The sequence below is a fragment of the Streptomyces sp. SCA2-17 genome (genome assembly GCF_044336695.1).
Genome location: NZ_CP117521.1, coordinates 3398910 through 3422121, shown reverse-complemented (window position 1 = coordinate 3422121; position 23212 = coordinate 3398910). Strand labels below are relative to the sequence as shown.

15 protein-coding genes and 1 tRNA gene are annotated in these 23212 nt (G+C 73.1%); 4 read left to right on the top strand and 12 right to left on the bottom strand.

Going from position 1 to position 23212, the window contains the following annotated elements; genetic code table 11:
- Positions 1-10: 10 nt before the first annotated feature.
- The 5 genes from PS271_RS15350 to PS271_RS15330 form a co-directional block, all read right to left on the bottom strand.
- Positions 11-898: a LysR family transcriptional regulator gene (locus PS271_RS15350; protein ID WP_398382427.1), complete on the bottom strand. Its 888-nt coding sequence runs from the start codon at positions 896-898 to the stop codon at positions 11-13.
- 279 nt (positions 899-1177) lie between these two features.
- Entirely contained in the window at positions 1178-2833 is a 1656-nt protein-coding gene (locus tag PS271_RS15345) for a dipeptide ABC transporter ATP-binding protein (RefSeq protein WP_398382426.1), read from the bottom strand.
- Positions 2830-3672 carry an ABC transporter permease gene (locus PS271_RS15340; protein WP_398382425.1) on the bottom strand — a complete coding sequence of 281 codons (843 nt, stop codon included), beginning with the start codon at positions 3670-3672 and terminating at the stop codon, positions 2830-2832. The genes PS271_RS15345 and PS271_RS15340 overlap by 4 nt, the downstream gene beginning before the upstream one ends.
- Positions 3672-4613, bottom strand: coding sequence for an ABC transporter permease (locus PS271_RS15335; protein WP_398382424.1), 942 nt, complete (start codon positions 4611-4613; stop codon positions 3672-3674). Before PS271_RS15335 ends, PS271_RS15340 begins: the two co-directional genes overlap by 1 nt.
- A 12-nt stretch (positions 4614-4625) precedes the next feature.
- Positions 4626-6167 (bottom strand): ABC transporter substrate-binding protein, encoded by a 1542-nt coding sequence (locus tag PS271_RS15330; RefSeq protein WP_398382423.1) that lies wholly within the window; start codon positions 6165-6167, stop codon positions 4626-4628.
- Positions 6168-6501: 334 nt separating this feature from the next.
- Here PS271_RS15330 and PS271_RS15325 point away from each other — a divergent pair, with 334 nt between their 5' ends.
- Positions 6502-7512, top strand: coding sequence for a TauD/TfdA family dioxygenase (locus PS271_RS15325; protein WP_398382422.1), 1011 nt, complete (start codon positions 6502-6504; stop codon positions 7510-7512).
- Here PS271_RS15325 and PS271_RS15320 read toward each other — a convergent pair.
- Positions 7484-8257, bottom strand: a complete 774-nt coding sequence (locus PS271_RS15320) for a 4'-phosphopantetheinyl transferase superfamily protein (RefSeq protein ID WP_398382421.1) — start codon at positions 8255-8257, stop codon at positions 7484-7486. The genes PS271_RS15325 and PS271_RS15320 overlap by 29 nt on opposite strands.
- Positions 8254-9138, bottom strand: coding sequence for a metallophosphoesterase family protein (locus tag PS271_RS15315; RefSeq protein WP_398382420.1), 885 nt, complete (start codon positions 9136-9138; stop codon positions 8254-8256). Before PS271_RS15315 ends, PS271_RS15320 begins: the two co-directional genes overlap by 4 nt.
- 226 nt (positions 9139-9364) lie before the next feature.
- Between PS271_RS15315 and PS271_RS15310 the strand changes: the two genes are divergently transcribed.
- Positions 9365-10126, top strand: coding sequence for a thioesterase II family protein (locus PS271_RS15310; protein ID WP_398382419.1), 762 nt, complete (start codon positions 9365-9367; stop codon positions 10124-10126).
- 43 nt (positions 10127-10169) lie between these two features.
- Positions 10170-10243 (top strand) — tRNA-Thr (locus PS271_RS15305).
- 62 nt (positions 10244-10305) lie between these two features.
- On the opposite strand, the gene PS271_RS15300 is transcribed toward PS271_RS15305, so the two are convergent.
- From PS271_RS15300 to topA, 4 genes are all read right to left on the bottom strand, one after another.
- Complete coding sequence (locus PS271_RS15300; RefSeq protein WP_398382418.1) at positions 10306-12039, bottom strand: alpha/beta fold hydrolase; 1734 nt, start codon at positions 12037-12039, stop codon at positions 10306-10308.
- 250 nt (positions 12040-12289) lie between these two features.
- Complete coding sequence (locus PS271_RS15295) at positions 12290-13504, bottom strand: DNA polymerase III subunit delta' (protein WP_398382417.1); 1215 nt, start codon at positions 13502-13504, stop codon at positions 12290-12292.
- Positions 13505-13973: 469 nt separating this feature from the next.
- A complete protein-coding gene (tmk, locus tag PS271_RS15290) occupies positions 13974-17336 on the bottom strand; it encodes a dTMP kinase (RefSeq protein WP_398382416.1) in 3363 nt (1120 codons plus the stop codon).
- A 170-nt stretch (positions 17337-17506) separates the two neighbouring features.
- The gene (gene topA, locus PS271_RS15285; RefSeq protein WP_398382415.1) at positions 17507-20389 is read right to left on the bottom strand and encodes a type I DNA topoisomerase; all 2883 of its coding nucleotides are present in this window, start codon (positions 20387-20389) and stop codon (positions 17507-17509) included.
- 526 nt (positions 20390-20915) lie between these two features.
- Between topA and PS271_RS15280 the strand changes: the two genes are divergently transcribed.
- Positions 20916-21629, top strand: a complete 714-nt coding sequence (locus PS271_RS15280; RefSeq protein WP_398382414.1) for a hypothetical protein — start codon at positions 20916-20918, stop codon at positions 21627-21629.
- 53 nt (positions 21630-21682) lie between these two features.
- Here PS271_RS15280 and PS271_RS15275 read toward each other — a convergent pair whose 3' ends face one another.
- A complete protein-coding gene (locus PS271_RS15275) occupies positions 21683-23209 on the bottom strand; it encodes a DUF7059 domain-containing protein (protein ID WP_398382413.1) in 1527 nt (508 codons plus the stop codon).
- Between the last annotated feature and the right edge of the window lie 3 nt (positions 23210-23212).

Sequence of the window (23212 nt, the reverse complement as noted above, 5' to 3'; positions counted from 1 at the left end):
CCCGGGAACGTCAGCCGCCCGCCACGTGCCGGGTGACCGACGCCGCGAACTCCCGGGCCGCGGGGGACAGGGCCGACCACTGGCGGGCGGCCCAGCCGACCTCCAGGGGCGGGATGCCCGCGACCGGGATCAGCCGGACGGCGCCCGACGGGCTCACCAGGCCCGGCATGGCCGGTATCAGGGCGTGCCCCAGGCCCAGTTCGGCCAGCAGCAGGGCCGTGTCCCAGTCCGTGGCCCGGGTGGTCGCGCGCGAGGAGAGGGCGACCGCGCCCAGCACGTCCTCGACCTGCCGCCCGGAGCTCGTCCCGGCGGGCGGGCGGATGAGGCACGTACGGGCGAGGTCGGCCGCACCGAGCGTGCCCTTGGCGGCGAGCGGATCGCCGGGGTGGACGGCCAGCACCCACTCCAGGCTTTTGACCGGGCGCAGTTCGACGCCCTGGGCGTCGGAGGTGACGGTCACCCAGGCGAGGTCGACGGCCCCCGAGCGCAGGGCGTCGATGCAGCGGTGGCTGGAGCGCTCGGTGTGGAACTCCAGGCCGACGTCCGGGTACTGCCTGCTGTACTCCTCGATGGCCGTGCCCATCAGGTGCCGGATGGTGGTCGCGCCGGTGGCGATGACGACGCCGCCGCCCCGGCCGGTGCGCAGCTCCTCCAGGGTGCGCAGGCCCTCGCCGAGGGCGGTGAGCCCGTCGGACGCGGCCCGCTGGAGGATCCGCCCCGCCTCCGTGGGCACCACGCCGCGCGGCTGCCGCTCCATCAGCGGCAGCCCGACCTCCTTCTCCAGGCGCCGGACGTGCTGGCTGACGGCGGACTGACTGCAATTCATCTCGCGGGCCACGGCACTGAGGTTGCGGGCCTCGCACACCATGACGAACACCTTCAGGTCATCTAGCGTCACCCGGCCAAGATACAAGCTCAGCCTTTGATCGATCGAGTCAAGTCATAGGATTGACTTGGGATATGAAGTGCCGCCATGATCTACGTGAAAAGCGGCGGCAACCTGTCCGTGGCTTCACACAGCAGCACAGAGCGTTCCGTTGCTGCGCATGCACAGCAGCGGGCCGAGCGTGGCTGCGGACAGGTGTCGACCAAGCCCCGCGGGGCCTGGCCCCTGCGCTCACCCCGGAGCTCACTTGGCGCCCTCTCGGCGCCCCTCGGGTGCTCGCCCGGTGCCCTCTCAGCGCTCATCCGATGCTCGCCGCAGGACCGGCACGGCTTCCAGCAGCTGCCGCGTGTACGGGTGCCCGGGCTCTTCCCACACGCGCTCGACCGGCCCCCGCTCCACGACTCTTCCCTCCCGCATCACCACCACCTCGTCGCACAGGTAGCGCACGACGCCCAGGTCGTGGGTGACGACGCACAGTGCCATGTCCCGCTCGGCGGTGACCCTGCTCAGGACGTCGAGGACCTGGGCCCGTACGGACACGTCCAGGGCGCTGACCGGCTCGTCGGCGAGGAGCACGGAGGGGCGGGGGGCCAGGGCCCGCGCGATGGCGATGCGCTGCCGCTGCCCGCCGGAGAACTGGTGCGGGTAGCGCCCGGCCGCCTCCGCCGGCAGGCCCACGTCGGCGAGGAGCTCCGCCACGCGGTCCGCGGCCGCGGGCGAGCGGCGGTCGGGGAGCGGCTCGGCGATGACGTCCCGCACGCGCATCCGGGGGTCGAGGGAGCCCATGGGGTCCTGGAAGACCACCTGGAGGCCGCCGCCCGGAACGCCCCGCGGATCATCGCCCGCCGCGTTCTCGACCGTCCCCGCCGTCGGCCGGTCCAGCCCGGACAGCAGCCGCAGGAGCGTGGTCTTCCCCGACCCCGACTCGCCGACCACCCCGACGCGGGCGCCCGCGCGCAGCTCCAGGTCCAGGCCCTCCAGCGCCGTGAAGTGCGTCCGCGGGCCGAGGAGGCCGCGGCGCGGGCGGGCGTAGCGGCGGGTCAGGCCGCGGGCCCGCAGCAGCGTCCGCGGCTCGGCGGGCGCGGGGGGCCGCGGGGCGGGGACCGACAGGTCGGAGGCGCTCAGCAGGCCCTGCGTGTACGGGTGCTCCGGCTGCCGCAGCACCCGCTCCACCGGCCCGCTCTCGACGATCTCCCCGTCGTGCATGACCAGGACGCGGTGGCAGACGGACGCGACGAGCGCGAGGTCGTGGCTGATGTAGAGCACCGCCGTGCCGCGCTCGTCCGACAGGCCGGTGATCAGGTCGACGATCTCCTTCTGGACGGTGACGTCCAGGGCGGTGGTCGGCTCGTCGCAGATCAGCAGGGCGGGGTCGTTGGCGAGGGCCCCGGCGAGGACGGCGCGCTGGCGCTGGCCGCCGGAGAGCTGGTGGGGGTAGGCGCGGGCGGCGCGGGCCGGGTCGGGCAGCCGCAGCCGGCCCAGGAGCTCCACGGCCGTCTCGCGGGCGGCGGCCCGGCCGGGGCGCTCACCCCGGGGGCCGTGCAGCCGCAGCGCCTCGGCGACCTGCGGGCCCGTCCTCATCACGGGGTTGAGGGCCGTCATCGGCTCCTGGAAGACCATGCCCGCGAGCCGCCCCCGTACGGTCGACAGCTCGCGGTCGTCCGCGCCCAGCAGGTCGAACGGGACACCGGCCAGGCGGGCGCTGCCGGCGGCCCGCAGGCCCTCGCCGAGGAGGCCCAGCAGGGCGAGCGCGGTGAGGGTCTTGCCGGAGCCGGACTCGCCGATGATGCCGACGCGCTCGCCCCGGCCGACGGTGAAGCCGACACCCCGCACGAGCGGCTTGCCGCCCGCGTCGACGGTGAGGCCCTCGACCTCCAGCAGCGCGCCGCTCCCCGGGCTCACCGGATCCGCGGTATCCGTACGGCCCTCCGGATCCACCGGGCTCACCGGACACCTTCCAGCGTGGGGTCGAAGCGGTCCCGCAGGCCGTCGCCCAGGAGGTTGAGGCCCATGACGGCGGCGGCGACGGCGAGGCCCGGCCACAGGCACAGCTCGGGCTTGGAGAACAGCAGCTCCTGGGAGTCGAGCAGCATGCGGCCCCAGGACGGGGTGGGCGGCGGCGTGCCGAGGCCCAGGTACGACAGGGCGGCCTCGGCGAGCACGGCCGTCGCGAAGGCCACCGACACCTGCACGATGACCACGTCGCGGATGTTCGGCAGGACATGCCGCACGGCGATGGCCGCTCGGGTGCGCCGGGCGAGCCGCGCGGCGTCGACGTACTCGGCGGCCATGACGCGCAGCGTCGCGGCGCGGGCCACGCGCGCGAAGCCGGGGGCGGAGGCGATGCCGATGGCCACCATGGCGGTGAGCGTGCTCGTGCCGTACACCGCCGCCAGCATGATGGCGAGCAGCAGGGCGGGGAAGGCCAGCAGGAAATCGCTCACTCTCATCAGCAGCGCACTGAGCGGTCCTCCGGACATGCCCGCGGCGACCCCCATGGGGACGCCGATGACGACGGCGAAGCCGACGGCCACGACGCCGACGAAGACGGTCGTCCGGGCGCCGGTCATCAACCGGCTGGCGACGTCCCGGCCGAACTGGTCGGTGCCCAGGACGTGTCCACCGCCGGGCGGCAGCAGGCGCTGTGCCGCGTCCACGTGCGTGGGGTCGTAGGGCGTCCAGAGGAGGGACAGCAGGGCGAGCGCAAGGACGAGAGTGACGAGAATTCCGCCGGCGGTGAGGGCGGGGTGGCGGGCGAGCGCACGGGCTGACGGTTTCAACGGCATCAACGGCTCCGCAGGCGCGGGTCGAGCAGGTGGTAGAGCAGGTCGGTGACCACGTTGACGACGAGCACGGCCACCACCAGAACGATCACCACGCCCTGGACGACCAGCAGGTCGCGGTCGGCCACTGACTGCAGGAGCAGGTCGCCGAGGCCGGGGATGACGAAGACCCGCTCGACGACGACCGCGCCGACGAGCACGGTGGACAGCTGCAACCCCAGGACGGTCAGCACGGGCACCGCGGCGTTGGGCAGCCCGTGCCGCCACAGGGCCGGCCACTGCCTGCGCCCCTTGGCGCGGGCGGTGCGCAGGAAGTCCTGGTGCAGGACGGTGAGGACGGCGGAGCGCACGTAGCGCGTGAGGACCGCCCCCTGGACGAGGCCGAGCGACAGGCACGGCAGCACGAGCTGCCGTGCCCAGGCGGCAGGATCTTCGGCGAGCGGGGTGTAGCCGCCCGCGGGCAGCGCCCCCGCCCGGACCGCGAAGACGTAGACGAGCAGGATGCCCGCGAGGAAGGCCGGGACGGCGATCCCGGCCTGGCTGACGGCCGACAGCAGGGCGCCCGCGGGCCTGCGGTGCCAGGCGGCCGCGAGCACCCCGGCCGGCAGCGCGAAGAGGACGGCCACGGCCATGCCGCCGAGCGCCAGCCAGCAGGTGACGCCGAGCCGGTCGCTGATCCGCGGGCCGATGGGGTCGTGGCTGATGTACGAGATGCCGAAGTCGCCGTGCAGCAGGCCCTGCGCCCAGTCGGCGTACTGCACGACGAGCGGCCGGTCGGTGCCGAAGGAGTGGCGCAGCGCGGCCAGCTCCTGCGTGCCGGCGTTCGTCCCGAGGACGACCTCGGCCGGGTCGCCCGGCAGGACGGACAGGAACGCGAACACGACGAAGCTGGCGATCACGGCGCTGACCAGAAGCGACGCCGACCTGCGCAGGAACACCCGCATGCCGGACCGCGCCTACTTCTTCTTCGCCCAGCGGACGTTCGTCAGGTCGAAGCCCTCGCCGACCTGGTTGACCGGCAGGCCGGTGACGTCCTTGCCGGCCACCATCAGGTTGGGCATGAGGTAGAGCCAGTCGGCCGCGGCGTCGTCGGAGAGCAGGCGGGCGGCGTCGCGGTAGCGGGCGGTCTCGTCCTCGGCCTTGCCGGAGTCGGCCTCCTTGAGGAGCTTCGCGTACGCGGGGTTGTCGTAGCGGAAGTAGTAGCCGGGGTCGGCGAACGTCCACAGGTCGCGCGGTTCGGTGTGGGCGATGACGGAGAGGTCGTAGTCGGCCTTGTTGTAGACCTCGGACAGCCAGCGCGCGGGGAATTCCAGGGGCTCGATCTCCGCCTTCAGCCCGACCTGTTCGAGCTGGGACTTCACGACCTGGGCGGCGGACATCGCGTACGGCATGTTGGGCACCCGGAACTTCACGGTCCGGCCCTCGGCGCCCGCGTCCTTCAGCAGCTGCTTCGCCTTCGCCGGATCGTACGGATAGCGGCCGGTGAGGTCCTCGTACCAGGGGTCGGTGGGGCTGGCCATGGTGCCGATGAGCTTGCCGTGGCCGGCGCGGGAGGTCTCGACGAGTGCCTTGTGGTCGATGGCGTACCGCACGGCCTGACGGACGCGCTTGTCCTTGAACGGCTCGCGGGAGTTGTTCATCGACAGGACGACCTCGCCCGTGGACGAACCCTCGATGACCTGGAAGCGGTTCTTGTCGGAGAAGCGCGACAGCGACTCCGGGGCCTGGACCGTGCCGACGACGTCGATGCCGCCGGTGAGCATGGCGTTGTTCATCGCCCCGGCGTCCTTGAAGTACTTCAGAGTGACCTTGGACAGGGCGGGCTCGGTGCCCCAGTAGGAGGCGTTGCGGTCGAGGACGATGCGGTCGCCGCGCCGGCGCTCGCCCAGCTTGAAGGGCCCGGTGCCGACGGGGTGGTTGGCGAGGTCGCTCACGCCCGTACGGCTGAACATGGCGCCGATGCGGGTGGTCATGGCGTAGAGCCAGCCGTTGCTCGGACGGTTCAGGGTGACCTTGACCGTGCGGTCGTCGGTCTTCTCGGCCTTGTCGACCACGTCCATCTGCCGGGCCGTCTTCAGCTTCCAGTCCTTCTTCACCCGCTCGATGGAGAACACCGCGTCGTCGGCGGTGAACTCAGCGCCGCTGGTGAACTTCACGCCCTTACGGAGGTGGAAGGTGTACGTCTTGCCGTCGTCGGAGCGCTCGTAGCGCTCGGCGAGCAGGGGCTGGATCCTGCCCTGCTGGTCGACGCGGACCAGGCCCTCGTAGATGCTGCCCAGGGTGGCCTGGGGGACGGCCGCGCCGTCGGTGGTGGTGAAGTCGAGGCTCGCGGGCTCGGCGATGAGGCCCACGGAGAGGGAGTCGGCGGAGCCGGAAGAGGAACCGCCACCTCCGCCGGAGCCGCACGCGGCCGCGAGGGTTCCCGCTAAGACGGCGCAGCCGGCCGCACGGGCGGAACGTCGCAGCGCCGACCCTGACCTGGCGGTTGACTTGGCCACTGTGTCTCCGTGTCTCTGCGTGCCGGTGTCACCGTGTCTTCCCGGAAACTAACCACCGGCGCGCGCCCCACACCATGGAAGGGGTAACGAAGGTGATCGAGTTCACGCACAATCACGACACTCCGCCTCTTCCGTCGCACCGCCACCAACTCCATTGACCGTGCGCGCACTTCGAATCATGATCGATGCATCGATGTGTCGTGTCACTTGTGCCGCTGCGCACTGAGCCGTTGAACCGCCGTGCCGCTCATTGCCGGCGCCACTCGTGCCGCGCGACCGCCGCCCGTCCGCCACACGTCCGCCGCACGCTCAGCGAATCCCGAGTGGAGTCCGTATGCCCGCAGCGCCCGCCGACACCGTCCTCACCGAGCCCGTCACCGGACCGTCCGCCTGGACGGCCGCCGATTTCACCGGCGAAAGCGACTGGGTGGTCGCCCTCACCCCCGAGGAGACCGACGACCTGGAATCGGCGCTCGCGGCGGCGAAAGCGCGCGGAATCCCGCTCGAAGAACTCACCGTCGAGGACTTTCCGCTGCCCGTCCTCGGCAAGGCCCTCGAAGCCGCCGTCCAGGAACTGGAGTTCGGGCGCGGATTCACGCTCCTGCGCGGCCTCCCCGTGGAGCGGTGGAGCCTGGAGGAGGCCCGCCTGGCGTACTGGGGCATCGCGCTGCACCTGGGCACCCCCGTCTCCCAGAACGCCGCCGGGGAGCTGATCGCCCACGTCAAGGACTACGGCGAGGGCGAGGTCACCGAATCCGCCACCCGCGCCTACCGGACCCGCTCCGAGCTGCCCTTCCACACCGACAGCTCCGACATCGTGGGCCTGCTCTGCCTGCGCCAGGCGGGCGAGGGCGGCGTCAGCACCCTCGCCAGCTCCATGACCGTCCACAACCACCTGCTCGCCCACCACCGCGAGCTGCTCGGCCTCTACTACCGGGGATTCGTCTACGACCGGCGCCTGGAAGAGGGCTCGGACGAGCTCCCGTACTACCGGAACGCGGTGTACGGGTATTTCCACGACCAGTTGAGCTGCCGCTTCTACATGACCCACTACATCGATTCGGCCGTGCCGAAGTCCGGAATCCCGCTGAGCGGAATCGAGCGGCACGCGCTGCGGCTCTTCCAGGACATCGCGGGAATGGACGAGCACCGCATCGAGATGACCCTGCGCGCGGGCGACCTCCAGCTGCTGAACAACAACGTCGTCATCCACGGCCGCTCCGCCTTCCGCGACGAACCGGGCCGGCGCCGCGACCTGCTGCGCCTGTGGCTCAACACCCGGTACGCGCGGGAGCTGCCGGAGGACTTCGCCGCGTTCAGGCGGGGGATGCCGCGGACCTGGTGACGGGGGCTGCCGGCGGCCCGCTCTCAAGGCCGGGGGCCGGTTGTTCGCTCTCAAGGCCGTGGGCCGGGGCGGGGACGGAGGCGACGGCGGGGAGGGCGATGGCCGTGAGGACGAAGCCGCTGCCCACCGTCCACCGGCCCGTGAACCCGTCCAGGCGGACGCCGCCCACGACCGGGCCGGGCACCAGCAGCCGGGCGGAGAACGTCCCGGCGTCCGGGTCGAACTCCAGCTCCGCCTCCTCGAAGTCCAGCTCCTGCCCGGTCAGCGGATACCAGGTCTTGAAGACGCTCTCCTTGGCGCTGAACAGGAGGCGGTCCCAGTGCACATCGGGGCGGCGCGCGGTCAGCGGGCGGAGCCGGGCGCGCTCCCCGGGCAGCGACACGGCGTCGAGGACGCCGTCCGGGAGCGGCCCGTTCGGCTCGGCGTCGATGCCGACCGAGGCGAGGACGCCGGAGCGGGCCACGACGGCCGCGCGGTAGCCGTCGCAGTGCGTCATGCTGCCGACGACCCCCGCGGGCCACTGCGGAGCCCCGCGGCGGTTGGGCACGAGGGGGACGGGCGGCAGCCCCAGCCGGCCCAGCGCCGTGCGCGCACAGGCCCGTACGGCAGCGAACTCTTCCTTCCGCTTGGGCACGGCGCGGGCGACGACCGCGGCCTCCTCGGGGTGGAGGAAGGCGCCCGCCGACGCCGCGCTGCCGAAGCCCTCCTCCGCGACTGCCTCCGCGGGCAGGATCCGCTCGATCACGACGCCCTGCCCCCCGGGCCCTCGGCGGCCGGCTGCGGCAGGATCTGCCGCAGCGGCTCGCGCGGCGGCCTGGGCTGCCACTCGCGCGGATAGCCCACGGAGACCTCCTCGAACCGCACCCCGTCGTGCCAGGTGACGCGGGGGATGTGCAGGTGGCCGTAGACGGCGGCGGCCGCGCGGAAGCGGGTGTGCCAGTCGGCGGTCAGCTCCGTGCCGCACCACTGCGCGAAGTCGGGGTACCGCAGGATCCGGGTGGGCTCGCGGACCAGCGGGAAGTGGTTGACCAGCACGGTGCGGTGCGCGGGGTCGACGGCGGCGAGGCGGCGCTCGGTGTACTCCACGCGGGCGTGGCACCACGCGTCGCGGCCCGGGTACGGGTCGGGGTGCAGGAAGTGCTCGTCGGCGCAGACGATGCCCGCGTCGTAGGCGCGGCGCAGCGACTCCTCCTTGGTGTGCGCGCCGGGAACACGGAAGGTGTAGTCGTAGAGCACGAAGAGCGGGGCCACGGCGACCGGGCCGCCCTCGCCGTGCCACACGGGATACGGGTCCTCGGGGGTGGCGACGCCGAGGCTGCGGCACAGCTCCACGAGGTGCAGGTAGCGCTTCTCGCCGCGCAGGTCGACCGGGTCGCTGGGGTGGGTCCACAGCTCGTGGTTCCCGGGCGCCCAGATCACCTTGGCGAAGCGCTCGGCGAGCATCCGCAGCGTCCATTCGATGTCCGCGTACTGCTCGCCGACATCGCCGGCCACGATGAGCCAGTCGGCGTCGCTCCGCGGCCGCAGCGTTTCCGCGAGCGCGCGGTTCTCTTTGTACGCGACGTGCAGGTCGCTGACGGCCAGCAGCTTTCCGCCGGCGGCCGTGCCGGGCACTGTGTTGGGCACTGTGTGTCCTTCTCGCCGATTCCCCTGGAATTCCCGGGCTCCCCTGGAACCCCCCGCTCAAACCGGAACAGCCGTGTGTTCCAGCGCACTTCGAGCCGGCACCACGCATGTCTGCACCCTGCAAAGAAACCTAATACGCGCGGGGCACCGGAAGGAACCCCCGGCTGCGGCGGCCCCCTCCCACGTATGCTGCCCGGAACCCGAAGCCCGAAGGGAAACCGGCACGATGGCTGTGGAAGACAAGAAGTGGATCCGCCGATTCCATCCGGCGGACGAGGCTCCGGTACGGCTGGCCTGCCTGCCGCACGCCGGAGGGGCGGCGAGCTACTTCTTCCCGGTGTCGAAGGCGCTCTCCCCCTCGGTCGAGGTCCTCGCGGTCCAGTACCCCGGCCGCCAGGACCGCCGCGCGGACCCCTGCATCGACAACCTCGATGAACTCGCCGACCGCACCGCCGAGGCCCTGGCCCCCGCGACCGACCGCCCCCTGGCCCTCTTCGGCCACAGCATGGGCGCGACGCTCGCCTACGAGGTCGCCCTGCGCCTGGAGGAGCGGGGCACGGCCCCCGTCGCCCTCTTCGTCTCCGGCCGCCGCGCGCCCTCCCGGCACCGCGAGGAGACCGTGCACGAGCGCAGCGACGAGGAGCTCATCGAGGAGCTCCGCAGGCTGAGCGGCACGGACACCCGGATGCTGGAGGACCCGGACATCCTCGAGCTGGTCCTGCCGGCCCTCCGCGCCGACTACCGCGCCATCGAGACCCACCGCGCCCGCCCGGGCCTGCGCGTCAGCTGCCCCGTCCACGCCCTGACCGGCGACGCCGACCCCAGAGCCACCCCCGACGAGGTCCAGGACTGGCAGCACCACACCACCGGCGCCTTCACGATCAACGTCTTCCCCGGCGGCCACTTCTACCTCAACGACCACCAGCCGGAGATCGCCAAGATCATCTCGTCGGCGCTCGTGTACGGAGCACCCCTCGGAAGTGTGTAGACTTGGCCGCGCTGCTGAAGCCGGTCAGGCAACAGGCAGCACTGCCGCCTTAGCTCAGTTGGCCAGAGCAACGCACTCGTAATGCGTAGGTCTCGGGTTCGAATCCCGAAGGCGGCTCCGATGAGGCCCAGGTCACTTTTTGTGACCTGGGCCTTTTGGTTTCTCCGCGCCGTTCGGTTTCAGCTTGAGCAGCGCTGCCCGGCCGGGGGCGGGGTCGAGGTCAGCAGGTAGGTGTTGATGGCCTTGTCGATGCAGGCGCTGCCGCGGGTGTAGGCGGTGTGGCCGTCGCCCTCGTAGGTCAGGAGGCGGCCCGAGGAGAGCTGCGAGGCCAGGGAGCGGGCCCAGCCGTAGGGGGTGGCGGGGTCGCGGGTGGTGCCGACGACGAGGATGGGCGCGGCGCCCGCGGCGGGGATGCGGTGCGGGGCTCCGGAGGCGGGGACGGACCAGTATCCGCAGGTCAGGGCCGCCCAGGCGAGGGCGGTGCCGAAGACCGGCGAGGCCTTGCGGAAGGCGGGGACCGCATCCCGGACCTCGCTCGGGGAGCGGAAGGCCGGGGGCAGGTCCAGGCAGTTCACGGCCGCGTTGGCGTACATCAGGTTCTGGTAGGAGCCGTGGCGGTCGCGCTCGTAGTAGGCGTCGGACAGCTTCAGCAGGAGGGCGCCGTCGCCCGCGAACGCCGCCTTCAGCGCGTTGCGCAGCAGGCCCCACGCCGCCTCGTCGTACATGGCGGAGATCACACCCGTGGTCGCGAGACTCTCGGTGAGCTTGCGGGACTTGCCGGTGGCCAGCGGCGCCCCGTCCGTCTTCGCGAAGAACTCGGAGAGGCGGTCGCCCGCCCGGTCGGCGGACGGGCCGAGCGGGCAGTCCTTGCGCTTGGTGCAGTCTTCGGCGAAGGACGCGAAGGCCGTCTGGAAGCCGGCCGTCTGGTCGCGGTTGATCTGCTCCGAGCCGAGGGCCGGGTCGAGGGCCCCGTCGAGGACGAGGCGGCCGACGCGGGAGGGGAAGAGGCCGGCGTAGGTGGCGCCGAGGAAGGTGCCGTACGAGGCGCCCACGTACGTCAGCTTGTCGTCGTCCAGGGCCGCGCGCAGGACGTCCATGTCGCGGGCGGCCTCGATGGTGGAGACGTGGCCCAGGAGCTTGCCCGCGCGGGCGGCACAGCCGTCGGCGAATTTCGTGTACGCGTCGACGAGTTCCGCGGTCTCGGTGGCGTCGTCGGGGGTCTGGTCGACCTCGGTGTAGCGGTCCATCTCGGTGTCGGAGAGGCAGGTGACCGGTTCGCTGCCGGCGACACCGCGGGGATCCATGGCGACCATGTCGTAGTGGGCGCGGACGGCGGCGGGATAGCCGATGCCCGCGTAGTGCTGGAGGTAACCGACCGCCGAGCCGCCCGGCCCGCCCGGGTTGACCATGAGGGAGCCGAGGCGCTTGGCGTTGCCGGAGCCGGTGGCCTTCTTGCGGGAGACGGCGAGCTTGAGGTCGTCCGCCTCGCGGGGGTGGTCGTAGTCCAGCGGGGCCTTGAGGGTGGCGCACTCGAAGCCGCTGGTGCCGCAGGAGTGCCAGGTGAGCTTCTGGGCGTAGTAGCGGCGCAGGGCCGGGGGGAGGGCGGCCGGGAGGGGCGCGAGCGTGCCGGCGCTGTCGTGGCGGGCGGCGGCCGGGCTTGTACCTGTGGCTGCGGCTGCGGCTGCGCCTCCGCGGTGGTCCAGGTCGCGCATGCGGCCCGGAGAGCCGAAGGAGCCGCCCGCGCCGAAGCTCTCGAAGCCGGGGAAGCCGCCGCTCCGGCCGTCGCCCGCGTCGTACGCTCTCGCCGCCGCCGTCGCCCGCGGCGACGCGCTCCCGAGCGCGCAGCCCGAGATCAGCATCGCCGCGGTCGCGATGGCGGTGCCGGACGTACGGAACAGGCGGCTGGAATCCATCGGCGGTCCCTCTGCGTGAAGGCGTGGAGCTGCGCGGATGCAGGAGGTGCAGGGCAGCAAAGAGGTGGGCATTACGCAGCGTTACGAGAACCGCTGTGCCCCGACGGAGCGTATCGACACCCCTGCGGACTGCCGCCAGTCGCCGGGCCCAGGAAGCCTCATATGAGTGAGAGTGCGTAACCGGACGTGCGCTCGCCCTTCGCGCCTGCGCCCGGCCCTCCTTCACCGGGCGGCCCTTGGCCGGGGCCGCTCAGCCGGCGCGCAGCGCCATCGTCATCGCCTCGACTGCCAGCAGCGGGGCCACGTTCCGGTCGAGAGCACGGCGGCAAGCGATGATCGCCTCGATGCGGCGCAGCGTGCCCTCCGGGCCCGAGGCCCCGGCCACGCGCTCCAGGGCGTCCTGCATGTCCGCGTTGGCGACCTCGACGCGCGAGCCGAGCTGCATCGCCAGGACGTCGCGGTAGAAGCCCGTCAGGTCGACCAGGGCCAGGTCCAGGCTGTCGCGCTGGGTACGCGTGCCACGGCGCTTCTGGCGGTCCTGGAGCTCCTTCATGGCACCCGCCGTGCCGCGCGGCAGTCGGCTGCCCGTACCGGCCGCGGCGCCGAGCGCCGCCCGCAGCTCCTCGGTCTCCTTCGTGTCGACCTCTTCGGCGACCTGCTTGGCGTCCTCCGCGGCGGCGTCGATGAGCTCCTGGGCCGCCTTCAGGCAGCCGCCGACGTCATCCACGCGCAACGGCATCTTGAGCACGGCCGCGCGGCGGGCGCGGGCCCGCTCGTCGGTGGCCAGGCGGCGGGCCCGGCCGATGTGGCCCTGCGTGGCGCGGGCCACCCGCGCGGCCAGCTCGGGGTCGATGCCGTCGCGGCGGGCGAGGAGGTCGGCCACGGCGGCCACCGGCGGCGTGCCCAGGGTGAGCAGGCGGCAGCGGGAGCGGATGGTCGGCAGCACGTCCTCCAGGGACGGCGCGCACAGCAGCCAGACCGTACGGGGCGCGGGCTCCTCCACGGCCTTCAGGAGGACGTTGCCCGCGCCCTCGGTCAGCCGGTCCGCGTCCTCCAGGACGATCACCTGCCAGCGGCCTCCGGCCGGGGAGAGCTGGGCGCGGCGGACCAGGTCGCGGGTCTCCTTGACGCCGATCGACAGCTGGTCGGTGCGGACGATCTCCACGTCCGCGTGCGTGCCCACGAGGGTGGTGTGACAGCCCTCGCAGAAACCGCAGCCGGGCGTCCCGCCGACGGAACGGTCCGGGCTCACGCACTGCAAGGCGGCGGCGAACGCACGGGCGGCGGTGGCCCGGCCGGAGCCGGGGGGCCCGGTGAAGAGCCAGGCGTGCGTCATCGACCCGCCGGGGGGTACGTCCTCGGACGCCGACGCCGCGGCGGTGACCAGCGCGTCCGCGTCCCGCGCGGCCGCGGAGAGCTGCTCCGTCACCCGGTCCTGCCCGACCAGGTCGTCCCACACCGCCATACGTGCCCTCCGAGCCGCTCGTCCTGCGGCTACCCATTGTGGGCCACGCCGCTGACAGTGCTGCGCCGGCGAAGGCGGCGGGGGTGCCCTTGCCCGGCACCGCCGGACTGCGACGCTGTGGCTGAGCACCGCTGCGGCGGAGACTTTTCGCCTGACGGCGGAGAGAGAACCACTGGGTGGCCCTGGCATCTTCCAGCCAGGCAGCAAGTCCGTGAAGCGGAGAGGCCACGCCTCTCCACCCCGCCGCCACGGCGCTCAGCCACAGCGACGCGGCCCGGCGGTGCCGGGACTACGTGCAGTCCCGGAGCGACCGCGGCTGACGGCGCCCCGCCACCCCATGGCCGGCATCGCGACGGGACCTTCCTACCGAGCAGAGAAGTCGCGCCTCTCCACCCGCCGCCACGGCGCTCAGCCACAGCGACGCAATCCGGCGGTGCCGGAACCACCCGCAGCCCCGGAAGGCCTCGCCTCAGCGGCCGCGGCCTCGGCCTCGGCGGTTGTCCTCGTCCTCGTCGCGGCCGGGCTTGCGGGACAGGCGGGGGCCCAGGAGTTCGTCCGCCAGGGTGGGGCGGTCCTCGTCGGCGGCGGCCGGGGCGGCCTCTTCCGCCCAGCCCGGGCGGCGGCGGCCCCTCGCCGCCGCGCCCTCGTCGACCACCCGCGGCATCTCCCGCGTCTTCTCGGCGTCCGCAGCCGCGGCCGCCCGCTCCTCCGGCCGGAACAGCCAGTCGGGCACCCGGTCCGCGGGGTCTTCGGAGCGCTCCTCCGGCCGTACCGGAGGCAGAATCTCCGTCACCGCGGTGTCGGCATCCGCAACCGGCGGCTGCGGCAGGACGGCCGTCTCCTCGGACTCCCGCGAAGGCTCCCGCGACTCCTGCGGCTCCTGCGGCTCCTCCGACGACGGCTCCACGCCCCACGTCACCCGCTGCGGCGCAGCAGGCGGCGCGACGGGCCACACCGGCGGCAGGACCTCCGTCTCGTCCGACGCCCGCGGGTCGACGCGAGGCCGCTCCACCGTAGGCGTCGTGTCCGGACTATCCGCACCGTCCGCGCTATCCGGGCCATCCGGGCTGGCCCCGGTGGTGTGGTGATCCACCGTCCGCGGGTCCGGCCGGTGGACGGACGGCGTCTGCACCGTCTGCGTCTCCTCCGAGCTCCCCGCCGGGACCTCCGGCTCAGGCTCAGGCTCCTTACGGAGCGAAGGCCGCTCAACCGTCGACGCCTCGGAAGCCGCCTCGGAAGCCGCAGCCGCGGCCGCCGCCGCAGCCTCCTTCGCCACCCGCGCCTGCTCCGCCTTCAGCAGCGCCTCCTCCGCCTTGCGCTGCTTCTCCAGCCGCCGCTCCTCGGCCTCGGCCCGCAGCCGGGCCTCCTCCTCGGCCTGCTTGCGGAGCCGCTCCTGCTCGGCGGCGCGGGTCCGCTCCTCCGCCTCGCGGCGCTTACGCTCCTCCTCCGCCTGCCGGCGGGCCTCCTCGGCGCGCTGCCGGGCCTCTTCGGCGAGGCGCGCCTCCTCGCGGATGCGGGCCTCCTCGGCCTCGCGCCGCTTGCGCTCCTCCTCCTCGGCCCGGAGCTTGGCGAGCTGCTCCTGCCGCTCGCGCTCCAGCCGCGCCTCCTCCGCCTTGCGCGCGGCCTCTTCCTCGGCCTTGCGGCGGGCCTCCTCCTCGGCGGCCTTGCGGGCCTGCTCGCGGGCCTCGATCTCGGCGGCGGAGAGCGGCAGGACCTGGTCGAGGCGGTGCCGTACGACGGTGGTGATCTCCTCGGGCGCCTGCCCGGCGTCCACGACGAGGTAGCGCGAGGGGTCGGCGGCGGCCAGGGTGAGGAACCCGGTCCGGACGCGGTTGTGGAACTCCATGGGCTCGGATTCGAGCCGGTCGGGCGCCTCGGTGAAACGTTCGCGCGCGGTCTCCGGCGAGACGTCGAGCAGCACGGTCAGGTGGGGCACGAGCCCGCCCGTGGCCCACCGGTTGATGCGGGCGATCTCGGTCGGCGACAGGTCGCGCCCGGCGCCCTGGTAGGCGACGGACGAGTCGATGTACCGGTCGGTGATGACGACGGCGCCGCGCGCGAGGGCGGGCTGGACGACGGAGTCGACGTGCTCGGCGCGGTCGGCGGCGTAGAGCAGCGCCTCGGCGCGGTCCGACAGGCCGGCGGAGGAGACGTCCAGCAGGATCGCGCGCAGCCGCTGCCCGATCGGCGTGGCGCCGGGCTCGCGGGTGACCACGACCTCGTGGCCCTTGGAGCGGATCCACTCCGCGACGGCCCGCACCTGGGTGGACTTGCCGGCGCCGTCGCCGCCCTCGAAGGCGATGAAGAAGCCCGTCGCGGCGGGCGTCTGCTCGGGGTCGCCGCCGCGCAGCACGTCCATCAGGTCGCGCCGGAACGGCACGCCGTGGCGGTCGTCGGTCTTGCCGAGCACGATGGCGCCCACGGGCAGCAGCAGCGCGCCGACGAGCATCAGCGTGAAGGCCGCGCCGCCGTGCGCGAACACGAAGCCGCCGCCCTCCAGCCGGTGCGGCCCGATGCCTGCGGCGAGCAGCGGTGCGGCGACCGCGCCCAGGGCCGCGGTGACGCGCACGACGGCGTGCAGGTGGTCGGTCGTACGGGGCCGGCGGGCCTCCTCCGTCTCCTGGTCCAGGAGGGAGTGGCCGGTGTTGGCGGCGATGCCCGCGCAGACGCCGGCGAGCAGCACGAGCAGGAGCACCGTCGTGGGGTCGGGCACGAGGCCGGCCGCGAGCAGCGCCAGACCGGTCAGCGCGATGGACAGCGCGAGCAGCCGGCGCCGGGAGAAGCCGGGGAGCACCTTGACGGCGGTGCGGATGCCGATGACGGGGCCGCCGCTGAGCGCGAGCACGAGCAGCCCGAAGGCCACGGGCCCGCCGCCGAGGTCGACGGCCTGGAGGGCGGCGACGCCGACGGCCGCGGCGACCGCCCCGGCGACGGCGGCGCAGGCCAGGACGAGCACCGGGATGGCGCCCGTACGGCCGGTGTCCGGGCCGCCCTCGGCGCCGCGGGGGCGGCGCAGGCCCTCCAGCGGGGAGCGCACGCGGGGCGACTTCGCGCCGGGCAGCTCCAGGAACCACAGGATGGTGGCCGAGCCGGCGAACAGCGCGGCCGCGAGGAACGAGCCGAGGGCCGCCTGGTGCTGGTGGAACCAGTCGATGCCGGCCCCGAGCAGATTGCCGATCAGCGTGATGGCGAGGAGCGCGGCCGCCGCGAACGGCAGCGACACGAAACTGGTCCGCAGCGAGAGGCGCCGCAGCGCGTCGTAGTGATCGGGCAGCGGCCGTACGGCGGAGCCCTCCAGGGCGGGCGCGGGCAGGAGCGCGGGGGCCGCGCTGTCCTTGACGACGGTCCACACGCGCTCGGCGACGCCGATCAGGAAGGCCGAGATCAGCAGGAAGGCGAGCGCGCGGTCCTCCGTCCAGCCGAGCCACAGGGGCGCGACGACCAGCAGGCCGGCCCGGACCCCGTCCGCGCCGATCATGGTCCATCGGCGGTCGAGGGGACCGGCCGGGGCGATGAGCGAGGTGAGCGGCCCGAGCAGGACCGCGCCGAAGAGCAGGGTCGCCAGCAGCCGGGCCGCGACGACCGCGGCGACGGCGAGGGCCGCGCCCCTGTAGCCACCACCGAAGGAGCCCGCCGCGACGGCGGCCTGCAGCGACAGCAGCAGGAGCACGAGGAGGGCGAGGGAGTCTCCGACACCGCCGGCGAACTGGGCGTTCCACAGCCGCCGCAGCGGGGGGAAACGCAGCAGGGACCGGATGGCACGCTCGCGGGAGTCCGCGGCTAGGGCGCCGGAAGTGGAGGTCACCACGGTTGGCTGCTCGGCTCGCGTCATCCTGCCAGCCTATCCGGCCGGGCACGGCTTCCGCGTTTTTGCCCGAACATACGCCCGAACGAATGGATGTCGCACGGGAGCTGACGAAACCGTCAGCCCCGGCCCGGAACCGGCCCCGCCTCCCGCCCCTCCAGCACGAGCCGGGCTGAAGGGGAGGGAGGCGGAGAGGGTCACTCGGCGGCGGCCTCGGCGGCCGCGGCCACCTTCTTCGCCGTCGTCTTCTTGGCCGCGGCCGTCGTCTTCGCCGCGGTTGTCTTCTTGGCGGCCGTGGTCTTCTTCGCGGTCGTCGTCTTCTTCGCCGCGGTCTTCTTGGCCGCCGTCTTCTTGGCGGCGGTCTTCTTCGCCGGCGCCTTCTTGGCCGCGGCCTTCTTCGCGGTCTTCTTCGCCGGGCCCTTGGCGCGCTTCTCCGCCAGGAGCTCGTAGCCGCGCTCCGGCGTGATCGTCTCGACGTCGTCGTCACGGCGCAGCGTCGCGTTGGTCTCGCCGTCCGTCACGTACGGGCCGAAGCGGCCGTCCTTGACCACGACGGGACGCTCGCTGACGGGGTCGGTGCCCAGCTCCTTCAGCGGCGGCTTGGCCGCGGCGCGCCCGCGCTGCTTGGGCTGGGCGTAGATCGCGAGGGCCTCGTCCAGCGTGATCGTGAAGAGCTGCTCCTCGGTCTCCAGGGAGCGCGAGTCGGTGCCCTTCTTCAGATACGGGCCGTAGCGGCCGTTCTGCGCGGTGATCTCGACGCCCTCGGCGTCGGTGCCGACGGTGCGCGGCAGCTCCATGAGCTTGAGCGCGTCCTCCAGCGTGACCGTGTCGAGGGACATGGACTTGAAGAGCGAGGCCGTGCGCGGCTTGACCGCGTTCTTGCCGGTCTTCGGGGTGCCCTCGGGGAGGACCTCGGTGACGTACGGGCCGTAGCGGCCGTCCTTGGCGACGATCTGGTGACCGGTACCGGGGTCGGTGCCCAGCTCGAAGTCGCCGCTCGGCTTGGCGAGCAGCTCCTCGGCGTACGCGACGGTCAGCTCGTCGGGCGCGAGGTCCTCGGGGACATCCGCCCGCTGGTGGCCCTCGGAGTCCTTCTCGCCGCGCTCGACGTACGGGCCGTAGCGGCCCACGCGCAGCACGATGCCCTCGCCGACGGGGAAGGAGGACACCTCGCGGGCGTCGATCGCGCCCAGGTCGGTGACGAGCTCCTTGAGGCCGCCGAGGTGGTCGCCGTCGCCGTTGCCGGCCTCGGCGGCGCCGCCCGCGGCGCCTTCGGTGCCCTCGCCGAAGTAGAAGCGCCGCAGCCACGGCACGGCCTGGGCCTCGCCGCGGGCGATGCGGTCGAGGTCCTCCTCCATGGAGGCGGTGAAGTCGTAGTCGACGAGCCGGCCGAAGTGCTTCTCCAGCAGGTTGACGACGGCGAAGCTCAGGAAGGACGGGACGAGCGCCGTGCCCTTCTTGAAGACGTAGCCGCGGTCGAGGATGGTGCCGATGATCGACGCGTACGTCGACGGGCGGCCGATCTCCCGCTCCTCCAGCTCCTTGACCAGCGAGGCCTCGGTGTAGCGGGCGGGGGGCTTGGTGGCGTGGCCGTCGGCCGTGATCTCCCGGGCGGCCAGCGGGTCGCCCTCGGTGACCTGCGGCAGGCGGCGCTCGCGGTCGTCGAGCTCGGCGTTCGGGTCGTCCGCGCCCTCCACGTAGGCCTTCATGAAGCCGTGGAAGGTGATGGTCTTGCCGGAGGCGGTGAACTCGGCGTCCCGGCCGTCGCTCGCCCGACCGGCGATCCGGACGGTGACGGAGTTGCCGGTCGCGTCCTTCATCTGGGAGGCGACGGTCCGCTTCCAGATCAGCTCGTAGAGCCGGAACTGGTCGCCGCTCAGGCCGGTCTCGGCGGGCGTGCGGAAACGATCACCCGAAGGCCGGATCGCCTCGTGCGCCTCCTGGGCGTTCTTGACCTTGCCGGCGTACGTGCGCGGCTTCTCCGGCAGGTAATTGGCGCCGTAGAGCTGCGTGACCTGGGCACGGGCCGCGTTCACCGCCGTGTCCGACAGCGTCGTGGAGTCCGTACGCATATAGGTGATGAAGCCGTTCTCGTACAGCTTCTGGGCCACCTGCATGGTGGCCTTCGCGCCGAAGCCGAGCTTGCGCGAGGCCTCCTGCTGGAGCGTGGTCGTACGGAAGGGGGCGTACGGCGAGCGGCGGTACGGCTTGGACTCCACCGAGCGCACGGCGAACGACGTGTCCGCCAGGGCGGCGGCCAGCGCGCGGGCATTGGCCTCGTCCAGGTGGAGGACCTGGGCGGCGTCCTTCAGCCGGCCGTTCGACCCGAAGTCGCGGCCCTGGGCCACGCGCTTGCCGTCGACCGAGGCCAGCCGGGCGGTCAGCGTCGACGGGTCGCTGTTGTCGCCGGGGCGGCCGGTGTCGAAGATGCCCGTGAGGTCCCAGTACTCGGCGGAGCGGAAGGCGATGCGCTCGCGCTCCCGCTCGACGACGAGGCGGGTGGCCACGGACTGCACACGGCCGGCCGACAGCCGCGGCATGACCTTCTTCCACAGGACCGGCGAGACCTCGTAGCCGTAGAGGCGGTCGAGGATGCGGCGGGTCTCCTGGGCGTCGACGAGCTTCTTGTTCAGCTCGCGGGGGCTGGCGACGGCGGCCTGGATGGCGTCCTTGGTGATCTCGTGGAAGACCATCCGGCGGACGGGGACCTTGGGCTTGAGGACCTCTTGCAGGTGCCAGGCGATGGCCTCGCCCTCGCGGTCCTCATCGGTGGCGAGGAAGAGCTCGTCGGACTCGGCCAGCAGCTCCTTGAGCTTCTTGACCTGGTCCTTCTTGTCGTGGTTCACGACGTAGATCGGCTGGAAGTCCTTCTCGACGTTGACGCCGAGCCGGGCCCAGGGCTCGCCCTTGTACTTCGCCGGGACCTCGGCGGCCCCGTTCGGCAGGTCACGGATGTGCCCGACGCTCGCCTCGACGACGTATCCGGGGCCGAGGTAGCCCTTGATCGTCTTCGCCTTGGCAGGCGACTCGACGATGACGAGTCGGCGGCCGCCCTTTGCGGTCTCGCTGGTCGGGGACAACTTCGCTCTTCTTCCGGTCGGCACTCGGTGTGGGCGCTGCGGTGACGCTGCGGAGTGTGACGGTACATCCCGCCCCCGTGTCAAACGGAAAAAGTCCGCAACGCCACTCGAACGGTAACCCGATGTACGTTCTAACCAGCACGGTATCCAACATCACACTCTTAGGGTCGTAATGAAGGCTACGTCCACTCCGCCCCCGGCGCCGCGCTTCACCGGGCCCTGACGGCCCTGGCCAAGGGTCTGCCAACGGAGGGGCGGACAGCCGCCCGCGCGCCGCAGGAGCGCGCCCTTGGACCCGAAAGAGTCACCGGAGCCCCGGGACAACTCTTGGCATGGCCCTGCCCGACCCGTCCGGCACATAAGCGCCCGGCCGGGCCGCGGTCAGCAGGTTGTCCTGAAAACGATGTCCGGAATTGCGGTCCGCAAACACGGCGGGGGCGTGGGGACCGTCACGTGAGCCGGGCGGCGTTGTCAGTGGTGGGCGCTTCAACGAGCTGTTGTCAGTGGTGGGCACTTCAATGAGCTCATGACCGCCGACGATCACGCGAGCGCCGACATCGAGACCGTCCACGACCTCATACCGAGGCTGCCGGAGCCGGCGGCGCTGCTGGCGCACTGCAGGGCCCTGGCCGTCCTGGACATCATCCTCCAGCGGGACTACCCGCAGTTCCGTGACCACGCCTTCGCCCCCTGCTGGGGTGACGGCGTGGCGCTGGCCTCGATGGACAACGCCGGAGGCGACCTCTACGCGATCGCCTTCGGTCCGGAGGGCACCTTCCTGTACGGCTTCGACCACGAGTGCGCCGCCACACCGTGGCGTGAGGAGCCGCGCGCCCACTGGCCCGGGCTGCTCGACGGGCTGCCCGCCGCGCTCGCCGCGTACCCGGCCGAGGAGGCATTCCTCTTCGAGGGGTTCTTCGACGCCACGCTGTGCGCCTGGCACGTCGGAGGGCCGGAGGGGTGGCAGTGCGGCCCCGTGGAGTTCGACGAGGACGAGACGGACGGGGCCTGGCTCTTCGGGCTGCTGGCGGACGGCAGCGCCGAGGCCCGCGCAGAGGCCTACGCGGCGGACGCCGAGGACTACTTGGAGCGGCCCGTGGACCGCGCCGCGGTGGCGTCGGTCCTCGCGGGCGAACCGCTCACCGCCCCGGTCGTCGCCGCGCTCAGCCCCTCGGCCGGGTTCGCCGACGTGGCGGCGGAGGTCGCCGCGCTGGGCTTCCCGGTGCTGGAAGCCCGGTGAGCGGGGGCCGGGAAGCCCGGTGAGCGGAGACGCCCCCGCCCGCCCCCGTGGGCCTACTCCCCCGCCGGCGTCAGGAAGCCCTGCTCGACGAGGGTCCTGATCGCTTCCGGCGTGCGGTCCCGCAGCAGGACGGGGTCCTCGCCGACCAGCTGGGCGATCGCGTCGAGGATCCGGCCGGCGGTGAGGGAGCCGTCGCACACGCCCGCGAAGCCCGCGCCGACGGTGTCCACCTTGGTGGCGCGCCGCATGCCGCGGTTGTGGCGCAGCACCACGTGCTCGGGGTCCTCCGCGCCCGGCAGGCCGACCTGCTCCTGCACGACCTCGTCGGCCAGGACGAAGCGCGAGGAGAGCAGCGCGGCGTCGTCGTGCGTGCGCAGGAAGTCCTGCCGCTCGAAGTGGGAGCGGATGGTGGGCCCGAGCGGCTGCTCGACGGGGTGCGGCCACTCCTCGGCGACCACGGACGGCCGGTCGGCGCCCGACTTGCGCAGCGTGATCCAGCCAAATCCGATGCCCTTGGTCCTGCGGGCCTCGAACTCCTCCAGCCACGCGTCATAGCGGGCCGCGTACTCTGCCGGGTCGGTGCGGTGGTCGCCCGCGTCGCGCAGCCACAGCTCGGCGTACTGGGCGACGTCCTGCACCTCGCGCTGGACGATCCAGGCGTCGCAGCCGCGCGGCACCCAGGAGGACAGCCGCTCGCGCCAGTCCTCGCCCTCGACGTGCTGCCAGTTGGCGAGGAGCTGGCAGTAGCCGCCGTCGTTCAGCCGGTCGGCCGACTGCTGGACGAGGGTGCGGCACAGGTCGTCGCCGCCCATGCCGCCGTCGCGGTAGGTCAGGCGGGCGCCGGGCGAGATGACGAACGGCGGGTTGGAGACGATCAGGTCGAACGTGTCGCCGGCGACCGGCTCGAAGAGCGAGCCCTCGCGCAGGTCCGCCTCGGCGACGCCGGACAGCTCCAGCGTGAGCCGCGCGATGTGCAGGGCGCGCGGGTTGAGGTCGGTGGCGGTGACGCGCGTGGCGTGCTGGGTGGCGTGCAGGGCCTGGATGCCGGAGCCCGTGCCCAGGTCGAGGGCGCTCGCGACGGGCGTGCGGACGGTGATCCCCGCCAGCGTGGTCGAGGCGCCGCCGACACCGAGGACGAGCTGCGCGCGGTCGACCCCGGAGGGGCCGGTTCCGCCCCCGGCGATGCCACCGGCACCACCGACCGCACAGCCCAGGTCGGAGACGATCCACCAGTCCTGACCATCGGGACCGCCGTACGGGCGCACGTCCACGGTGGCGCGGACGGCGTCCCCGTCACGGACGAGCCAGCCGCCGGCGAGGCAGTCCTCGACGGGCAGCGCGGCGGCGGCCCGCGCGTACGGGGCGGACATCTGCAACAGGAAGAGGCGGACCAGCGTCTCCAGCGGGCCGTCGCCGCGGGTGGCGCGCAGGGCCGGGACGGTCTCGCTGCGGGCGAGGGCGGCGTAGGCGGGGGCGCCCAGCAGGTCGAGGAGGCCGTCGGCGGTGAAGGCGGCGGCGAGCAGGGCGTCGCGCAGCCGGGAGCTGCGCGCGTGGTCGGCGGCGGGAAGGAGCGTACTCACGGG